We start from the raw sequence: 15,097 nt of genomic DNA, 5'->3' as shown, positions 1-15,097 counted from the left end.
CCGGGAGGCGAGGGTGCCTGTCCGGACCGACGGCAGAGGCCGACGGGCTCAGCGCCCGGAGCGGTCACCGCCGGACGGCGAACGCCCACGACGGGCTGGGGGCGAGGGTGACCGGCGCAGGGATCAAGCCTGACCGCCCGGAGCCGGTCACCCTTGCCCCCAGCCCTCAAGCGCAACCACCCACGAACGCAGAGCAGCGGAACCTCAGGACCCCGCAGCAGACCGCCCCGACCCGCCCGACCGCCGCCCTCCGACGATGTCGAGGACCCCGGCCACCAGCGCCAGCGCGATGATCCCGGCGGCCAGCAGCAGCGCGTGCCGGAATGCGGTCGCCCAGTCGCCCCGGGTGTCGGCGAGGGTGGAGAAGAAGAGCGCGCCCACGCCCGCGATCCCGGCGGCGGAACCGATCCGCTGCCCGGTCTGGAGCATGCCGGCGCCGCTGCCCGCCTGCGGCACCGGCACCTCGGACAGGGCGAGGGTCTGGTTCGGTGCGATGACCAGGCCGCTGCCGAGGCCGGCCAGCAGCAGTGGCAGGGCGGTACGCAGGCCGACCGAGTGGTGCGGGTCGCCGCGCAGCACCCAGAACGTGGCGAGCAGGCCGGCCACGACGACGAGCAGGCCGGTGGCGACCAGCGGCCGGCCCAGCCGGGTGACCACCCGGCCGCCGACGGCGGAGGCGGCCGCGGAGCCGAGCGCGAACGGGGTGATGGCCAGGCCGGCGGCGAGCGCGCTGTAGCCGAGGCCGACCTGCAGGTAGAGGGTGAAGATGAAGAAGATCGCGGTGAAGCCGGCGAAGTAGATCAGGCCGATCAGCGATCCGAGGGTGTACGACTGCAGCGCGAACAGCCGCAGGTCGAACAGGGGTGGGCGGTGTCGGGCGTACCAGCGCTCCCAGGCGGCGAAGGCGGCCAGGAAGGCCAGCCCGATCGGGATGAGGAGCCACTTCCACGGGGTCTGCCACTGTTCCCGCTGCACCAGCGGCAGCAGCACCAGGGTCACCCCGATGCCGAGCAGCAGCACGCCGACGGGGTCGAGGCGGTGCCGGTCGGGTTGCCCGGTCGGCCGGCCGGGCAGCAGCCGCCAGCCGAGCAGCACGGCGACGATGCCGACCGGGACGTTGACGAAGAAGACCCAGCGCCAGCCGTGCTCCTCGCCGCCGAGCTGGATGAGCAGCCCGCCGAGCAGCGGGCCGACGGCGGTGGAGATGCCGATGGTGGCGCCGAGCAGACCGAACGCGCGTCCCCGCTCGGCGCCCCGGAACAACTGCTGGATGACGCCGCTGACCTGGGGGTTGACGACGCCGGCGGCGGCGCCCTGGACGAGCCGGGCGATCACCAGCCATTCCGGGGAGCGGGCCAGGCCGGCCAGCGCGCTGGTCAGCGTGAACAGGGTCACCCCGACCACGAAGCCGATCCGTCGGCCCCGGGCGTCGCCGAAGCGTCCGGCGGGCACCAGCACCAGGCCGAAGGTGAGGGCGTACCCGGACAGCACCCATTGCAGGTCGCTGGGGGTGGCGTGCAGCGCCCGGTCGATCGAGGGCACCGCGACGTTGACGATGCTGACGTCGAGCAGCGTCATGAACGCGGCGACCAGGCCGACGCCGAGTGCCTGCCAGCGCCGCCGGCCGTCGTACCCGGCGGGGAGGTCCGCCGGCGTCGACGACCGGTCCGCGCTCACCGTGCTCTCCGGGGACCGTCGATCACGCATCCCCGATCGCTACCCGGCGGCCCGTGGGGCAAACCGGGCGGATCACGCGGGCTGGCGGGCGCACCAGCGGGGGCCGAAGTCCAGGCCGGCCATCGGCGAGTCCTCCCGGTGCAGCAGGCCCCGCTCGGTGAGCTGGTGCAGCGGCTCGCGCAGCTCCTCCTCGGGCATTCCGGTCTCTTCGGCGATCGTGTCGGGGTAGGGGACGTGGCCCCGCACCTCGAGGGCGACCACCGCCTGGTAGACCCGTTCCTCGATCGCAGACAGCCGTACCTGCTGCATCGTTTCCCTCCTCGGGGTGATCCGCCCGACCGGCGGGCGGTCTGCGCCCGGTTACCCCTCCGGCGTCCGATGATGCCCACCCGTTCGCGGGATCCGGCGGCGCGGCGCGCCGGGCGTCCCGGCCGGCCGGTGCCCTAGGCTGCACCAGTGATCATCTGGGATCTCGTCGTCGTCGGCGGGGGGCCCGCCGGCCTCTCCGCCGCCCATGCCGCGGCCCGCGCCGGTGTCCGCACCCTGGTCGTCGAGCGGGCCACCCACCCGCGCTACAAGACCTGCGGGGGCGGCCTGATCGGGACGTCGCTGGCCGAGGTGGCGGGCCGGATGGAGGTGCCCGCCGACGACCACGTCGACCGGGTCACGGTCACCCGGGACGGGGGACGCGCCTTCACCCGCCGGCACTCCGGTCCGCTGCTGGCGATGGTGCGCCGGGAGGAGTTCGACGACCGACTGCGGGCGGCCGCGGTCGCCGCTGGGGCCGAGGTCCGCGAGGGCGTGCCGGTCCGCGCGGTCGAGCAGGACCCCGACGGGGTACGCCTGCGGCTGGCCGACGGGGAGGTGGTGCGGGCCCGCGTGGTGATCGGTGCGGACGGCTCCTCCGGGGTGACCGCCCGGCACGTCGGGGTCACCTTCCGCCAGGTCGACCTGGGGCTGGAACTGGAATTGCCGGTGCCCCGCGCCGAGCAGGACCGCTGGCGCGGCCGGGTGCTGCTGGACTGGGGGCCGGTCCCCGGGTCGTACGGGTGGGTGTTCCCGAAGGACGACCGGCTCACCGTCGGCGTCATCGCCGCCCGGGGCGAGGGCGCGCGGACCCGGGCCTACCTGCGTGACTTCGTCGCCCGGCTGGGCCTGTCCGGGGTGACCCCGGAGCACGACTCGGGCCACCTGACCCGGTGCCGGGCCGACGACGCGCCGCTGCGCCGCGACCGGGTGCTGGTGGCCGGTGACGCGGCGGGTCTGCTGGAGCCGTGGAGCCGGGAGGGGATCAGCTACGCGCTGCGTTCCGGGCGGCTGGCCGGCGAGGCGGTGGCGGGCGGCGACCTGGCGGCCTACGAGCGGGAGGTGCACCGCCAGTTGGTGCCGACGATGCGGGCGGGGCACCGGCTGCTGGCGGTCTTCGAGCGCCGACCCGACGTGTTCCATGCCCTGCTCGCCAGCCCGCCGGGCTGGCGGATGTTCGTCCGGTTCTGCCACGGCCGGACCAGCTTCGAGCGGACGCTCGCCCGGTGGCCGGTGCGGGCCGGCCTGGCCCTGGTGGACCGGCTCCCGCCGTGGCGGCCCGCAGCGGATCGAGCGGGCGCGGCCGCTCGCTGACCCGCCGGGCCACCGGGCACCCGCGCCGCGCCGGCGACCGTGCTGGGCGCCCGTGGGCTCAGGGCACGATGACCGCCCGACCGTGGATCTCGCCGCGGCGCAGCAGGTCGTACGCCTCCGGCGCCTCGGCCAGCGGGAAGGTCTGCACGTCGGCGCGGAGCACACCGTCGCGGGCCAGCGCGATCACCTCGCGCAGTTCGGCGCGGGTGCCCCAGAACGGCACCTCGACGCTGGTCTCCAGCGGCAGGGTGGGTGGCTCGTCGGCGACCGGGCGGACCGGCAGGGTGCCGCCCGCGAGGCCGACCAGCAGCACCTGGCCGCCGCTGGCGACGACCTGCCGGGCGGTGGTCAGGGTGGGGTCGGCCCCCACGAAGTCCAGCACCACGTCCGCCCCGTCCGGCGGCGAGCCGACCAGCGTCCGGATCCGGTCGACGCTGTCCGGTCCGGCCTGCACGACGTGGTGCGCGCCGAGCCGGCTGGCCAGGTCCAGCGCGGCGACGCTGGTGTCGACCGCGACGATCCGTACCGCCGTGGTGGCCACCAGCAGTTGCACCGCCATGTGCCCCAGCCCGCCGATCCCGATCACCACACAGGTCGTGCCGGGCCGCAGCTTCTCCCGGGCCAACTGGATCGCGTGGTACGGGGTGAGTCCCGCGTCGGTCAGCGGGGCCGCCTGGGTGAGGTCCAGGTCGCCGACGCGCAGCAGCCGGGAGGCGGGCACCACCACGTATTCGGCGAGCCCGCCGTCGCGGCTGAGCCCGATGCCGCCGACCGGGATCTCGCGGCACTGGTTCTCGTTGCCGCGCAGGCAGGCCCGGCAGTGCCCGCAGCCGATGATCCCGTACACCGCGGCCCGGTCGCCGGCGGACCAGCCGGACACCCCCGCGCCGAGCGTGTCCACGGTGCCGGCGATCTCGTGGCCGAGCGTCATCGGGGTGGGGAAGAGCCCGGCCGGCGCGTCGAGGATGTGCAGGTCGGAGTGGCAGGCGCCGACCGCGCCGACGCGTACCAGCACCTCGCCGGGGCCGGGGGTCGGGGTGGGCACGTCCACCTGTTCCAGCACCCCGGGGGCGGTCATCCGTACCGCGCGCATCGTTCGCCTCCACCTCGTCGACGGTCCGCCGCGCTTACCCCTCCCGCCGGCCTTGATGCCGGGCGCACAATATCGGTCATGAGCGAGCCGACCGAGTCGTTCACCGACGAGGAGTACGCGTTCCTACGGCACGTGCGTTTCGGCGAGTTGCCGCCCGCGGTGCGCCCGGAGGAGCGGTTGGCGTTGACCGAGACGGACCCGCGCCGGGACCGCCCGGAACCGGCCGGTGACCCCGAGGAGTGGACGCTGCGGCACGGGGCCGGCTGAGCCCCTGCCGGAGACGGCCGACGGGCCCCGGGTGCGACACCCGGAGCCCGTCGACGCTGGCTGGATCAGAAGACCGGTACGCCCTCGCGGACCAGCTTCCAGTTCGGCACGTAGAAGTCCTTCGGCCGGATCTCGCCCTTGGCCTGCGCCCAGTCGATCAGCAGCTGGCGGATTTCCTGCTGCTGGTTGTAGACCTGGGTCTTCACGATGCCGGGGAAGTTGCCGCCGCCGCTGCGCCGGTAGTTGTTCACCGCCACCACGAACTGCGCGTCCGCGGGGACCGGGGTGTCGGTGCCCGGCAGGACCAGGCGGGTGATCCGCTGGCCGACCGGCTTGGCGATGTCGATGTCGTAGTCGAGCCCGGAGATGACGTCGTAGTTGTAGTCCGGGACGTTCGGGTCGTTGATGTTCGCCAGGTCGATGGTCTGCCCGACGGCCCACGTCTTGAAGTACTTCGCCGAGTACTCCAGGTACGCCTTCACCTCGGCGCCGGTCATCACGACCGCCTCCAGGGTGTTGTCGTAGACGTAGAGCCCGGCCACGTCGCGGATCCGCACGTCGCCGGCCGGGAAGACCGCGGTCCGGCTGAACGGCGAGGCCTGCGACAGCACCGGCAGGTCGGCGTACGCGGTGCCGGCGAGCGCCGCGGCGACCACCTCGGCCTGGACGTGGTTGATGAAGTCCAGAATCGGGGTGTCCCGGTACCGCGACTCGACGGTGGACAGCTCCTCCACCGACTGCGCGACGACGGTGTTGACGTACTCGACGGTCTTGGCGTGCTGGCCGCGCACGGCCGCGAGCACCACCGGGTCCTCGACCACGGTGTTGGTGTTCAGCGTGGTGGCCGACTTGGCGACCACCTGCCAGCGGCCCTTGACCCGGGTCAGGGTGAAGTCCATCCGGGTCAGGCGCTGGCCCCACTTGGACGGCTCCGAGGTGAGCACCTGCTCGCCGGTGGCCTTGTTCGTGACGAACTTCTCCGGCACCTCGTTGTGGGCGTGGCCGAAGAGGATCGCGTCGATGCCCGGGACCTGCTCGGCGATCAGCGCGACCGGGTTCTCGTTCGGCAGTTCCGGACCGTAGCTGGAGGTGCCGCTGTCGCCGCCGTGCGCGGAGATGATGACCAGGTCGGCGCCGCGCTCGCGCATGACCGGCACCCAGGTGGCGGCGGTCTCGATCATGTCGGCGAAGACGAGCCGGCCCTCGACGTTGGCCCGGTCCCAGATGGCCACGCCCGGGTTGGTCAGGCCGAGGATGCCGACCTTCAGCTTCGGCGCGCCGTGCCCGCCGAGCCGGACCTCCTTGATCACGTACGGCAGGAAGGCCGGCTTGCCGGTCTTCTCGTTGATCGCGTTGGCGGCCAGCGCCGGGAAGCCGAGCTGGCTGATCCAGGTGGCCAGCAGCGGCAGGCCGTAGTTGAACTCGTGGTTGCCGAGGGTGACCGCGTCGTACTTGAGCACGTTCATGGCGTTGGCCATCGGGTGCGTCTCACCGCTGGCGGTGATCGGCTCCTGCTTGGCGTAGTAAGTGGCCAGCGGGGTGCCCTGGATGGTGTCGCCGGCGTCCAGCACCAGGGTGGCCTTGCCCTTGCGCTCCGCGCGGATCTGGTTGACCAGGGTGGCCAGCTTGGCGACGCCGACGTCGTTCTGCTTGCTGTCGTCGTACTCGGCGTCGCGGTAGTAGTCCCAGTTGTAGACGTTGCCGTGGGTGTCCGAGGTGCCCAGGACGGTCAGGTCCCAGGTCTTCGGCCCGTTGGCGGTCGCCCCGGCGGCCCGGGCGGGAGCGCCGGCGAGCAGGGGCGCGGTCGCGGCGGCGGCCGCGACGGCCAGCACCTGGCGGCGCGAGGCGCCGGAGGAGGAGGTCATGACGTGCCTTTCCATGGGGGTCGATGCGCCTCGTGGGCGCCGTTGCGCACCATAACGACCGCTGGTCACCGGCGCCACCTCGCCCCGAGGTGTTTCACTCCACCAGCGCCGGCGGGTCACCCGGTGTAACACGCCGGTCCCCGGCCGGTCGTTTCCCGACCCGGTCGCGGGGTAGGGCCAGTGCCGACACACCGCAGCCAGGCACGAAGGAGACCCCGGTGAGCGAGGACCAGTACACCCCCCAGGACCCCACCGAGCAGTACGGCCAGCAGCAGGGTCAGCCGCCGCAGCAGCAGTCCGCGCCCGGCTCGGAGCAGGAGATGGGCCCGAAACCGGACCACGGCGAGGAGTCGTACCGGGGCAGCGACCGGCTCTCCGGCAAGCGCGCGGTGATCACCGGCGGTGACTCGGGGATCGGCCGGGCGGTCGCCATCGCCTTCGCCCGCGAGGGCGCCGACGTGCTCATCTCCTATCTCGGCGACGAGGAGGAGGCCGACGCCCGGGAGACGGTGCGCCTCGTCGAGCAGGCCGGCCGCAAGGGCGTCGCGGTCCGCTGCGACGTACGGGAGGAGGCGAACTGCCGGAACCTGATCGACCGGGCGCTGGCCGACCTGGGCGGCATCGACATCCTGGTCAACAACGCGGCGTTCCAGATGTCGCAGGACGAGGGCCTCGCGGGGATCAGCACCGAACAGTTCGACCGGGTCTTCAAGACCAACGTGTACGCCATGTTCTGGCTCTGCAAGATGGCGCTGCCGCACCTGAAGGACGGGTCGACCATCATCAACACCACCTCGGTCCAGGCGTTCAACCCGTCGCCGCAGCTGCTCGACTACGCCACCACCAAGGCCGGCATCGCCAACTTCACCAAGGCCCTCGCGCTGGACCTGGCCGACCGGGGCATCCGGGTCAACGCGGTGGCGCCCGGCCCGATCTGGACCCCGCTGATCCCCGCCACCATGCCGACGGAGAAGGTGAAGCAGTTCGGCACCGACACCCCGCTGGGCCGCCCCGGGCAGCCCGCCGAGCTGGCCCCGGCGTACGTCTTCTTCGCCTCCCAGGAGTCCAGCTACGTCACCGGGGAGATCCTCGGCGTCACCGGCGGCAAACTGACCCGGTGAGCCGTCGCCCGGCCAGCGGCGCCTGGCCGGCTACCGGCGGTCCGGCTACCGGCGGTCCGGCTACCGGCGGTCCGGCTACCGGCGGTCCGGCTACCGGCGGTCCGGCCCGGTCGGCCTGGACCGCCGGTCAGCGGGGCCAGGCGGCCATCCGGTGGCGCACCTCGGCGATCCGGGCGGCGTCCAGGCCGTACCGGGTGAACCGGCGGTCCGGGACCGTGTCCAGGTAGCGGCCCGCCGCCCGGACGTCCTCGAGGTCCAGCGCCGGATCCACCTGGCGGGCCAGCTCCAGCAGGTCCGCCACCGCGTACCGGTCCAGCGCGGCGGAGACGTCGATGTAGTCGCGTACCTCCCGCCGGTTGACCAGGGCGGCGGTCTTGTTGGCGATCAGGTCGCGGACGTCCATCACCGGGCCGAGGTCCATCACCACCGGGCTGCGGTAGCGGTCGAGCCGGGCCAGGCTCAGCCGGATCTGCCGCCCGTCCCGGCTGACCACGAAGTCCCGCATGTCCCGGTCGAAGCCGTCGAAGAGCTCGCCCAGCTCGCTGTCCGGATCGGCGTCCACCACCTGGTAGCCGGCCCGCTCCAGGGCGGCCCGCACGCCGGCCGCCGCCGCGGCGGCGGCCCCCTCCACGTCGGCGAAGAGGTCCACGTCCTCGGTGGGGCGGGTGACCAGGCCGTGCGCCGCCCAGGCCACCCCGCCGCCGAGCACGAAGCGGTGCGGGCCGGCGGCGGCCAGCGCCACCCGGGCCACCTCGCGGTAGAAGTCGTGCAGGTGGGTCACCCGGTACGCAGACCCCGGTGCCGGCTCTCCCAGGCCAGGCGGACGCCCCGGGGCAGGTTCAGCCGCCGCCACACCCGGCGCAGCGTCCGGCCGTTGACCAGGGTCCGCAGGTCGTCGACCCGGTTGGTCTCGCGCAGCACGTTCTCGTACATCCAGAGCAGGTCGTCCGGGTCGGCCAGGTCGAAGACCCGCTCGCTGCTCCACATCAGCCGCACCGGCAGCTCCACGACGCCGCGGGTCGGGCCGGTCAGCTCGGCCAGGGTGCGGGGCACCACGGCGGGACGCCCGGGACGGGCGAGGTGCGCGGTGGTGACGGCCGACATGGTGTCAGGGTAACCCCTACCCGTCGTTTTCCCGACGCACGTCGTGGCCGTCCGGGCCGCCGGCCCGGCTTCCCGGCGTGGGGCGCCTGGGTGGTTGCGCTAGTGCCTGCCGTGCCCGCCCGACCCTCGTCCGCGGCCGGAGTGCCTCGGTGACGGTGGGTGGTTGCGGTCGCCGGCCCGGGTTTCCGGCGGTGAGTGGAACGTCATTGCTGTCTCCGGCGGCCGGAGACCTCCATGGCGTTCCACCGACCGAGCCGGCAGCCCGGCACACCGGGCGGCCCTGTCCGGTCTGTCCGGTTCCGGGGGTGCGTGGTCGGGTGGCACCGTGACGGCGGAAACGGTCGGCAGCGCCACGGTGACCGCCGTCACGGGATGCCAGCGGAAGAGGAACGGACCCCGTACCGTTGTGCAGAGCGTCGGTGTGACCAGTGTCCCCGGGCCTCACCTAATTTGCCTTCGCGGAATACCGTCCGGCTGGAGCCGCGTCGCGCCACTCGCCGAGAGGCGACCTGCACACCGACGCCCAGCGGCGGTGCAGTGCCAGCCGAGCGAGGGCAGTGCCAGCCGAGCGAGGGCAGTGCCAGCCCCACAGGGCCGCCAGCCCGGGCGGCCGTGCCGGTTCGGGGCAGGTATCGCCGCTCGGGTCGCGGGCCGGCCGGCGCTGGCCTAGGGTGCAAATGTCAGCTTCCGTAGCCGGGAGGGGGTGTTCCGGGATGGGTGTGAAGACCTTCATCCAGGGGTGGCCGGTCTACCGGCAGCTCACCGGCACCGACCCGCTCGGCCGGGGCGCGGCGGCGCAGTCGGCCCGCTCGGCGGCCCTGACCGCGCGCACCGAGACCGCCGACCACATGGCCCGCTCGGTCTGCCCGTACTGCGCGGTGGGCTGCGGGCAGCGGGTCTTCGTCAAGGACGGCCAGGTCACCCAGATCGAGGGCGACCCGGACAGCCCGATCTCCCGCGGCCGGCTCTGCCCGAAGGGCTCGGCCAGCAAGAACCTGGTCACCAGCCCGCTGCGGCAGACCACGGTCCGCTACCGCCGGCCGTACGCGACCGAGTGGGAGGACCTCGACCTCGACACGGCGCTGGACATGATCGCCGACCGGGTGATCGCGGCCCGCGAGGCCACCTGGGAGGACGCCGACGAGGACGGGCGGCCGCTGAACCGCACCCTGGGCATCGCCAGCCTGGGCGGCGCCACCCTGGACAACGAAGAGAACTACCTGATCAAGAAGCTCTTCACGGCGCTCGGCGCACTGCAGATCGAGAACCAGGCGCGGATTTGACACTCCGCCACCGTCCCCGGTCTGGGGACCAGCTTCGGTCGCGGTGGCGCGACGGTCTTCCAACAGGATGTCGCCAACGCTGACGTCGTCATCATCCAGGGCTCGAACATGGCCGAGGCCCACCCGGTGGGTTTCCAGTGGGTGATGGAGGCCAAGCTGCGGGGGGCCAAGGTCTTCCACGTCGACCCCCGGTTCACCCGCACCAGCGCGCTCGCCGACACGTACCTGCCGATCCGGGCCGGCACCGACATCGCGCTGCTGGGCGGCATCGTGCGCTACATCCTGGACAACGAGCTGGACTTCCGGGAGTACGTGCTGGCCTACACCAACGCCGCGACGATCGTGACTGAGGAGTTCGCCGACACCGAGGACCTGGACGGCTTCTTCTCCGGCTACGACCCGGGGACGCAGGCGTACAACCAGCGCAGCTGGCAGTACGCCGGCCAGGAGGAGACCACCGGCTACCGCGCCGCCCACGAGGAGCGGGACGTCGCGGCGGGCCTGCGCCACGAGTCGCACGGCATCCCGGTCGGCGCTCAGGTGCAGCGGGACGAGACGTTGCAGCACCCGCGCTGCGTCTACCAGCTCCTCAAGCGGCACTTCGCCCGCTACACCCCGGAGATGGTGGAGCGGACCTGCGGCATCCCGCGGGAGAAGTTCCTCGAGCTGGCCCGCGCCTGGACGGAGAACTCCGGCCGGGAACGCACCGGGGTGCTGATCTACTCGGTGGGCTGGACCCAGCACAGCGTGGGCGTGCAGTACATCCGCACCGGCGCGATCATCCAGTTGCTGCTGGGCAACATGGGCCGGCCGGGTGGCGGGGTGCTGGCCCTGCGCGGGCACGCCAGCATCCAGGGCTCCACGGACATCCCGACGCTGTTCAACCTGCTGCCCGGCTACCTGCCGATGCCGCACTGCACGCACCACACGACGTTCACCGACTGGGTGGACGCCATCCGGCACCCCGGGCAGAAGGGCTTCTGGTCCGGCGCGCGGGCGTTTGGGGCGAGCCTGCTCAAGGCGTACTGGGGGGACGCGGCGACGCCGGAGAACGACTTCTGCTACGGCTACCTGCCCCGGATGACCGGCGACCACGGGACGTACCAGACGGTGCTGAACATGATCGACGGCAAGGTCAAGGGCTACTTCCTGCTCGGCCAGAACCCGGCGGTCGGTTCGGCGCACGGCAAGGCGCAGCGGCTGGGCATGGCCAACCTGGACTGGCTGGTCGTCCGCGACCTGTTCATGATCGAGAGCGCGACGTTCTGGCAGAACAGCCCCGAGGTGGAGACCGGCGAGATCGTGCCGGAGGAGTGCCGGACCGAGGTCTTCTTCATCCCGGCGGCCTCGCACGTGGAGAAGGAGGGCACCTTCACCCAGACCCAGCGGCTGCTGCAGTGGCGGGAGAAGGCGCTCGACCCGCCGGCGGACGCCCGCTCCGAGCTGTGGTTCTTCTTCCACCTGGGGCGGATCATCCGGGAGAAGCTGGCCGCCTCGGACCAGCACCGGGACCGCGCGGTGCTCGACCTCGCCTGGGACTACCCCACGCACGGCGAGCTCGCCGAGCCGAGCGCGGAGGCCGTGCTGAAGGAGATCAACGGGTACGAGGTGGCCACCGGCCGCCCGCTGTCGGCGTTCACCGAGGCCAAGGACGACGGCTCCACCGCGGTCGGCTGCTGGATCTACACCGGCGTGTACGCCGACGGGGTCAACCAGGCCGCCCGGCGCAAGTCCCGGCACGACCAGGACTGGGTGGCCGCCGAGTGGGGCTGGGCCTGGCCGGCCAACCGCCGCATCCTCTACAACCGCGCCTCCGCCGACCCGGACGGCCGGCCGTGGAGCGAGCGGAAGAAGTACGTGTGGTGGGACGCCGACCGGGCCGAGTGGACCGGCTACGACGTGCCGGACTTCGAGAAGAAGAAGCCGCCCACGTACCGGCCGCCGGAGGGGGCCAGCGGCGTGCAGGGGCTGGCCGGCGACGACGCGTTCATCATGCAGGGCGACGGGAAGGGCTGGCTGTACGTGCCCAGCGGGCTGCAGGACGGGCCGCTGCCGACGCACTACGAGCCGGCCGAGTCGCCGATCCGCAACCCGCTGTACGGGCAGCAGGCCAACCCGACCCGCAAGGTCTACGACCATCCGGTGAACTCGGTCAACCCGAGCCCGCCGCAGTCGCACACCGACGTCTTCCCGTACGTGTTCACGGTCAGCCGGCTCACCGAGCACCACACGGCCGGCGGGATGAGCCGGATGGTGTCGCGGCTGGCCGAGCTCCAGCCGGAGATGTTCGTCGAGGTCTCCCCGGAGCTGGCGGGCGAGCTGGGCCTGGACCACCTGGGCTGGGCGCACCTGATCAGCGGCCGGGCGGCGATCGAGGCCCGGGTGCTGGTCACCGACCGGCTCACCCCGCTGCGCCTGGACGGGCGGGTGGTGCACCAGGTGTGGCTGCCGTACCACTTCGGTCGGGAGGGCATCGTCACCGGCGACTCGGTCAACGACCTGTTCGGCATCACCCTGGACCCGAACGTGCTGATCCAGGAGAGCAAGGTCGGCACCTGCGACATCCGGCCCGGCCGCCGCCCGACCGGGGCGGCCCTGCTGGAGCTGGTGGACGACTACCGGCGCCGGGCCGGGCTGACCGGGGGCAGCCCGCCGATCGTCACCACCGACGCGCCCGAACGGGAGGGCCGATGATCGAGGCCAACAGCCTGTCCGGCCCGCTCGACCCGGCGCCGGAGGCCGGCTGGGTCGACGCCCCGCCGCGGCTGGGCTTCTTCACCGACACCAGCGTCTGCATCGGTTGCAAGGCCTGCGAGGTCGCCTGCAAGGAGTGGAACGGCGTCCCGGACTCGGGCTTCGACCTGCTCGGCATGTCCTACGACAACACCGGCGCGCTGACCGCCAACTCGTGGCGGCACGTCGCCTTCATCGAGCAGCCCCGCCCGGCCGGGCACCGCACCCCGCCCTTCGCGGGCAACCCGACCGGCGAGGCGGTCAGCCCGGCGAGCGCCGCGGTGGCCGCCGGGACCGGGACCGACACCGGTACGACGCCCGGCCTGCCCACCGGTCAGCCGGCGGCCGCCGCGCGGATGGCCGCCGGCCCCGAGTTCCTCGGCATGCCCGGAGCGCAGCCGCCCGGCCGGGGCACCGGCCCGGAGTCGCGCACCGACTTCCGCTGGCTGATGATGTCGGACGTCTGCAAGCACTGCACCCATGCCGCCTGCCTGGACGTCTGCCCGACCGGCTCGCTGTTCCGCACCGAGTTCGGCACGGTGGTGGTGCAGGAGGACATCTGCAACGGCTGCGGCTACTGCATCTCCGCCTGCCCGTACGGGGTGATCGACCAGCGCAAGGACGACGGCCGGGCGTGGAAGTGCACGCTCTGCTACGACCGGCTCGGGGCCGGGCAGACCCCCGCCTGCGCGCAGGCCTGCCCGACCGAGTCCATCCAGTTCGGCCCGGTGGACGAGCTGCGGGAACGCGCCGCGCAGCGGGTCGCCGCGCTGCACGAGCGGGGGGTGCCGGAGGCCCGGCTGTACGGCCACGACCCCACCGACGGCGTGGGCGGCGACGGCGCGTTCTTCCTGCTGCTCGACGAGCCCGAGGTGTACGGCCTGCCGCCGGACCCGGTGGTGACCACCCGGGACCTGCCGAAGATGTGGAAGCGGGCCGGGTTGGCCGCGCTGGCCATGGCGGCGGCGGCCGTCGCCGCGTTCGTGGGAGGGTCGTCGTGAGTCCGGATCGTCCGGTGGGTGAGCTGTTCCGCCGCTTCCGGGAGCGGCTCGCCGCCGAGGGCCCGGAGCGGCTCGGCGGCCCGGGCCGGCACGCCGGCCACGGTCCCAAGATGACCTCGCCCGCCGGCCCGGTCCTGGCCGCCCAGGGCCGGCACGCCGGGCAACCGGGCGCCGGGGACGTCGAACCGACCGCGGCCACCGGCACCGGCGCGGGGGCGGCCCGCACGGACGCCGGCGCGCACGACGCCGGGCTCGCCCCGCGCCGACCCCGGGACGTGCCGCCGGCCGGGTCGTCCCGCCGGCGTCGGGGCGGCCGGGGTGGCGGGGAGCAGGTCAACGTGCCGCCGGCCGAGTTCACCTCCTACTACGGCCGCCCGGTCCTCAAGGCGCCGGTGTGGCGGTGGGACATCGCCGCGTACCTGTTCACCGGCGGCCTGGCGGCCGGGTCGTCGCTGCTGGCGGCGGGCGGCCAGCTCACCGGCCGGCCGGCGTTGCGCCGCGCCGGCCGGGTCACCGCCCTGGCGGCGGTCAGCGCCAGCGCGTACTTCCTGATCCACGACCTCGGCCGGCCGAGCCGGTTCCACCACATGCTGCGGGTGGCGAAGCTGACCTCGCCGATGTCGGTGGGCACCTGGATCCTCACCGCCTTCGGGCCGGCCGCCGGTGTCGCGGCGGTCGCCGAGGCCGCCCCGCTGCTGCCCGAGCGGGGGCTGCTCGGGCTCGGCCGCCGGCTGCTGCCGCCGGCCGGGCGGGCCGCCGGGCTGGCCGCCGCGGTGACCGCGCCGGCCCTGGCCACGTACACCGGGGTGCTGCTGGCCGACACGGCGGTGCCGTCGTGGCACGAGGCGTACCCGGAACTGCCGGCCATCTTCGCCGGCAGCGCGCTGGCCAGCGGCGCCGGGGTGGGACTGCTCGCCGCGCCGACCACCCAGGCCGGCCCGGCGCGGCGGATGGCCGTCGCGGGCGCGGCCCTGGAGCTGTGGGGTTCGCACCGGGTGGAGAACCGGCTCGGTCTGCTCAGCGAGCCCTACGCCGTCGGCACCGCCGGCAGGCTGCTGCGCGCCGGCCGGGCGCTGACCGCGGCCGGGCTGGCCGGCGCGCTGGTAGGCCGGCGCAGCCGGGCGTTGTCCGCCCTCGCCGGCGGCGCGCTGCTGGCCGCGTCGGTGTGCACCCGGTTCGGCATCTTCCACGGCGGGGTCGCCTCGGCGCGGGACCCGAAGTACACGGTGGTGCCGCAGCGGGAGCGGGTGCGGGAACGGGACAGCCAGGATCCACACAGCGGGTCGGGCGCCGGCTCCGGCGGGGGATAGCCGGGAGGGGCGCCGGGCCCATG

General features: G+C 73.7%; 12 protein-coding genes. 6 read left to right on the top strand and 6 right to left on the bottom strand.

The genetic code is table 11. From position 1 onward, the window contains the following. Nucleotides 1–204 precede the first annotated feature (204 nt). Together ACIBPB_RS13480 and ACIBPB_RS13475 are read right to left on the bottom strand one after the other, a co-directional pair. Nucleotides 205–1,707 (bottom strand): MFS transporter, encoded by a 1,503-nt coding sequence (locus tag ACIBPB_RS13480; protein ID WP_396839867.1) that lies wholly within the window; start codon nt 1,705–1,707, stop codon nt 205–207. Between the two features lie 42 nt (nt 1,708–1,749). Further along, complete coding sequence (locus tag ACIBPB_RS13475; RefSeq protein ID WP_396839866.1) at nt 1,750–1,986, bottom strand: hypothetical protein; 237 nt, start codon at nt 1,984–1,986, stop codon at nt 1,750–1,752. A 147-nt stretch (nt 1,987–2,133) separates the two neighbouring features. Here ACIBPB_RS13475 and ACIBPB_RS13470 point away from each other — a divergent pair, with 147 nt between their 5' ends. Continuing rightward, the gene (locus tag ACIBPB_RS13470) at nt 2,134–3,297 is read left to right on the top strand and encodes a geranylgeranyl reductase family protein (protein ID WP_396839864.1); all 1,164 of its coding nucleotides are present in this window, start codon (nt 2,134–2,136) and stop codon (nt 3,295–3,297) included. 58 nt (nt 3,298–3,355) lie between these two features. On the opposite strand, the gene ACIBPB_RS13465 is transcribed toward ACIBPB_RS13470, so the two are convergent. Next, nucleotides 3,356–4,390, bottom strand: coding sequence for an NAD(P)-dependent alcohol dehydrogenase (locus ACIBPB_RS13465; RefSeq protein ID WP_396839863.1), 1,035 nt, complete (start codon nt 4,388–4,390; stop codon nt 3,356–3,358). Nucleotides 4,391–4,468: 78 nt separating this feature from the next. Between ACIBPB_RS13465 and ACIBPB_RS13460 the strand changes: the two genes are divergently transcribed. Further along, nucleotides 4,469–4,657 carry a hypothetical protein gene (locus ACIBPB_RS13460; RefSeq protein ID WP_396839862.1) on the top strand — a complete coding sequence of 63 codons (189 nt, stop codon included), beginning with the start codon at nt 4,469–4,471 and terminating at the stop codon, nt 4,655–4,657. 65 nt (nt 4,658–4,722) lie between these two features. Here ACIBPB_RS13460 and ACIBPB_RS13455 read toward each other — a convergent pair whose 3' ends face one another. Next, entirely contained in the window at nt 4,723–6,522 is a 1,800-nt protein-coding gene (locus ACIBPB_RS13455) for a bifunctional metallophosphatase/5'-nucleotidase (RefSeq protein WP_396839861.1), read from the bottom strand. Between the two features lie 218 nt (nt 6,523–6,740). Here ACIBPB_RS13455 and ACIBPB_RS13450 point away from each other — a divergent pair, with 218 nt between their 5' ends. Next, complete coding sequence (locus ACIBPB_RS13450; RefSeq protein ID WP_396839860.1) at nt 6,741–7,643, top strand: SDR family oxidoreductase; 903 nt, start codon at nt 6,741–6,743, stop codon at nt 7,641–7,643. Nucleotides 7,644–7,770: 127 nt separating this feature from the next. On the opposite strand, the gene ACIBPB_RS13445 is transcribed toward ACIBPB_RS13450, so the two are convergent. Together ACIBPB_RS13445 and ACIBPB_RS13440 are read right to left on the bottom strand one after the other, a co-directional pair. Continuing rightward, complete coding sequence (locus ACIBPB_RS13445) at nt 7,771–8,424, bottom strand: nucleotidyl transferase AbiEii/AbiGii toxin family protein (RefSeq protein WP_396839859.1); 654 nt, start codon at nt 8,422–8,424, stop codon at nt 7,771–7,773. Next, a complete protein-coding gene (locus tag ACIBPB_RS13440) occupies nt 8,421–8,747 on the bottom strand; it encodes a hypothetical protein (protein ID WP_396839858.1) in 327 nt (108 codons plus the stop codon). The genes ACIBPB_RS13445 and ACIBPB_RS13440 overlap by 4 nt, the downstream gene beginning before the upstream one ends. Before the next feature lie 713 nt (nt 8,748–9,460). On the opposite strand from ACIBPB_RS13440, the gene fdh reads away from it, so the two are divergent. The 3 genes from fdh to nrfD are packed head-to-tail and all read left to right on the top strand — an operon-like array spanning nt 9,461 to nt 15,074. Then, entirely contained in the window at nt 9,461–12,724 is a 3,264-nt protein-coding gene (fdh, locus tag ACIBPB_RS13435) for a formate dehydrogenase (RefSeq protein ID WP_396839857.1), read from the top strand. Further along, nucleotides 12,721–13,764, top strand: a complete 1,044-nt coding sequence (locus tag ACIBPB_RS13430; protein ID WP_396839856.1) for a 4Fe-4S dicluster domain-containing protein — start codon at nt 12,721–12,723, stop codon at nt 13,762–13,764. Before fdh ends, ACIBPB_RS13430 begins: the two co-directional genes overlap by 4 nt. Continuing rightward, nucleotides 13,761–15,074: an NrfD/PsrC family molybdoenzyme membrane anchor subunit gene (gene nrfD, locus ACIBPB_RS13425; protein ID WP_396839854.1), complete on the top strand. Its 1,314-nt coding sequence runs from the start codon at nt 13,761–13,763 to the stop codon at nt 15,072–15,074. The genes ACIBPB_RS13430 and nrfD overlap by 4 nt, the downstream gene beginning before the upstream one ends. Nucleotides 15,075–15,097: the final 23 nt, after the last annotated feature.

The sequence above is a fragment of the Micromonospora sp. NPDC049836 genome, assembly GCF_044465125.1.
GTDB lineage: Bacteria > Actinomycetota > Actinomycetes > Mycobacteriales > Micromonosporaceae > Micromonospora.
This window is presented reverse-complemented; position numbering and strand designations above follow the sequence as displayed.

Excerpts from the sequence above, each read along its gene's own strand:
- ACIBPB_RS13480 (WP_396839867.1), bottom strand. The coding sequence starts at position 1,707 with ATGCGTGATCGACGGTCCCCGGAGAGCACGGTGAGCGCGGACCGGTCG.
- ACIBPB_RS13475 (WP_396839866.1), bottom strand. The coding sequence starts at position 1,986 with ATGCAGCAGGTACGGCTGTCTGCGATCGAGGAACGGGTCTACCAGGCG.
- ACIBPB_RS13465 (WP_396839863.1), bottom strand. The coding sequence starts at position 4,390 with ATGCGCGCGGTACGGATGACCGCCCCCGGGGTGCTGGAACAGGTGGAC.
- ACIBPB_RS13460 (WP_396839862.1), top strand. The coding sequence starts at position 4,469 with ATGAGCGAGCCGACCGAGTCGTTCACCGACGAGGAGTACGCGTTCCTA.
- ACIBPB_RS13455 (WP_396839861.1), bottom strand. The coding sequence starts at position 6,522 with ATGACCTCCTCCTCCGGCGCCTCGCGCCGCCAGGTGCTGGCCGTCGCG.
- ACIBPB_RS13440 (WP_396839858.1), bottom strand. The coding sequence starts at position 8,747 with ATGTCGGCCGTCACCACCGCGCACCTCGCCCGTCCCGGGCGTCCCGCC.
- ACIBPB_RS13430 (WP_396839856.1), top strand. The coding sequence starts at position 12,721 with ATGATCGAGGCCAACAGCCTGTCCGGCCCGCTCGACCCGGCGCCGGAG.